This window comes from Waterburya sp. (genome assembly GCF_058530065.1).
Window position 1 is genome coordinate 1 of sequence record NZ_JBZNBU010000407.1, and the last position, 2,983, is coordinate 2,983.

The window sequence follows — 2,983 nt, forward strand, 5'->3', positions numbered from 1 at the left end:
CCGTAAGCCAAATTTACTAGAGGAATAGTGTGCCATACCAGCAGGGGCAATCCAACCAGCTAAAGAAGAGATATTGACTACATGCCCTTTACGTCTATCTATCGCCGAAGCAGTATATAAACTACTCAAGCGCATTGGTGAGAGTAAATTCACTTGCATCAACCTTTCCCATTTATCTTGAGGAACTTCATCCATACGACCAAATAAGCCGATTCCTGCATTATTGATCAATATATCTACAGGGATATTTAACTCGGAAATTTTTTGCCACAAGCGATCGCAACCTTCGCGACTCGATAAGTCGCTTTCAATGCAAGCAACTATTTTTCCTGTAGTTATTTTTTGAGTAATTTCTGCGGCGTATTCCTCTAAAGTATCCAAGCTCAGATCGCTTAAAATCAACTGACTGCCAGCTTCTAATAATTGTCGAGTTAATTCTCGACCAAACCCTCCTGTCGCTCCTGTAAGCACTACTACAGCCTGATTTAATTCTGTCATGCGATCGCTTGTTGGTTAATGGTTGATGTTAATTGTTCAATGATAGATGTTTGCTGAGTCTTGACAAAATCAAGTTGAAAAGCAGTAATATATTCTGGTCTTCGGAAATTGTACTAACGATTTGTGGTGAAGCAATTAGAACTAAACTATTCTTTTGATAAAACAGATGATAAAACAGAATCTCTCGATCGACAATCTTTGCAAGATACTACCTTATTTAATTTTAAATTTGTAGACTTATTTGCAGGTATTGGTGGATTTCATTTAGCGATGCACGCATTAGGTGGAGAATGTGTATTTGCCTCAGAAATAGATCGCTACGCAAGAACAACTTATACTTGCAACTTTAGTAAAATTTCGCCACAACTTTTTGAAGGAGATTATTTTAACGAAGATATTAGAAAAGTTGTCCCAGAAGAAATTCCCGACTTTGACGTGCTTTGTGCTGGATTTCCCTGCCAACCATTCAGCCAAGCGGGTTATAAAAGAGGATTTAATGACGTTCATAATTCCGAAAGAGGTAATTTATTTTTCAATATTGCTGAAATCATCGCAGCTAAAAAACCCAAAGCTTATTTTTTAGAAAATGTTAGAGGTTTAATAAATCACGATCGCGGTCGAACTTTTAAATTAATACGCAATATCTTAGAACGAGATCTTGGTTATTCTTTTTATTATCAAATAGTTAAAGCTTCTGATTATGGTTTACCTCAACTAAGACCAAGAGTATTTATTATTGGTTTTCGCGATGAATCTAGTTTAAGAACTTTTAATTTTCCTTCTAAGATACCTTTAAAATTTAATATGAGTGATGTTTGGGAGGGTGTTTGTTCGAGAGAAATAGGCTTTACTTTAAGAGTAGGCGGACGCGGATCGCCCATCGACGATCGCCGTAACTGGGATTCATATTTAGTTGATGGAGAAGTTAGACGATTAACCTATGTTGAAGCTAGAAAAATGCAGGGATTTCCCGATAATTTTGAGTTTCCTGTAAGTCCTACTCAAGCAATTAAACAGCTAGGAAATAGTGTTGCAGTAGATGCAGTTAAAGCAGTTGCTGTCAATGTTATTTCTTATATGAATAGTCTCAAAAATAGCCAATCCAAGATGATACAGAAAAAGAATAAGGGTGAGTGGTCGGAATTATTGGTTTTCATCAGAATTTTGTCAGAACAAAAAATTATCTTATCGGATGCAAATTTACAACCTACAAAAAATTATTTCAAAGTTAATAAGGTAACATCTCACCATATAAACCTCGATTTTTTATTAGGCGATCGAGATAAACTAGAAATAGTGAATCGTCAAACAGGAGAAGCTAAAAGCTTAACTATTAGTTCTTTAATCAATGAAAAAGTATTAAGCGAACTAACTACAGCAATTAGAAATGGTAAGCGTACTTTTTCCATACCAAAATTTGAAGTTATTCAAAATAGTTTGGGTTTATCAGTTGTCAAACTAGGTAATAGTTCCCAAAAAGCAGATATTCTTCTCGATATTGAAAATAACAATATTTCTAAAATCAATGAAGGGTTTGGTATTAAATCTTATTTGGGTAGTAAGCCTACTTTATTTAATGCTTCTGGTAACACCAATTTCATCTTTGAAATTAAAAATTTAGCTAAAGATAAAATTGATGCAATTAATAATATCAAAACCCGAACTAAACTAACCGATCGCATTCAAGCAATCGAAAAATATGGAGGTGAGTTTAAATACATTTCTCCTGAAAAGAAAACTTTAGAATATAATCTAAAAATGGTCGATTTAACAATGCCACGAATTATAGGAAGCATTTTACTTGCCTTCTATAAAAATAGAATATCTGCCATCTCAGAAATTGTTGACCATATTCACGAAAATACCGATCTTCAAGAGATAATTCAATATGAAGATAAAGATTGGCTAATACATAAAGTAAAACAATTATTAGTCGATATTTTACTTGGCTTTTTTGCAGGTAGCGAGTGGAATGGAACTTATAACGCTCAAGGTACTATAGTAGTTAAAGAAACAGGAAAACAAGTTGCTTTTCATCTTATAGAACTAGAAAATTTGAAAGCTTATTTGTTCGATCGCATAAAATTAGACACTCCATCCACTAAACGACACAGATACGGTAAGTTGATTCTAGAAAATGATAAAAAGCTGTATTTTAAACTCAATTTGCAATTAAGATTCTAGGCGATCTATTTTGGCTGAGTATGAGTAAATTAAGATTAAAAACTAGTTAGTAGCTATTTTTATTAGTTACTTGGTTATTTGGCTATTTACTAAATTCATATAAATATGAGCATCTACTCTACTGTAAAACTCTGGGGGAATTTCGAACATATCTCGACCGAGATCTAAAAAACATCATGCCATTATAGCCGCACTCAAATTTGATACCAATTCTCGAATACAACGAGAGACTTTGGTTGTGGCAGGGGTTAGGGGTTAGGGTGTTGGGGTTAGGGGTTAGGCTGTAGGGGTTAGGGTGTAG

General features: G+C 34.2%; 2 protein-coding genes. One reads left to right on the forward strand and one right to left on the reverse strand.

Annotated features, from left to right (window positions below; translation table 11 throughout):
• The coding region (locus tag AC33VI_RS22900) for an SDR family NAD(P)-dependent oxidoreductase (RefSeq protein WP_491784573.1) at positions 1–498 on the reverse strand (498 nt) is incomplete at its 3' end.
• 123 nt (positions 499–621) lie between these two features.
• Between AC33VI_RS22900 and AC33VI_RS22905 the strand changes: the two genes are divergently transcribed.
• A complete protein-coding gene (locus tag AC33VI_RS22905) occupies positions 622–2,682 on the forward strand; it encodes a DNA cytosine methyltransferase (protein ID WP_491784574.1) in 2,061 nt (686 codons plus the stop codon).
• Positions 2,683–2,983: the final 301 nt, after the last annotated feature.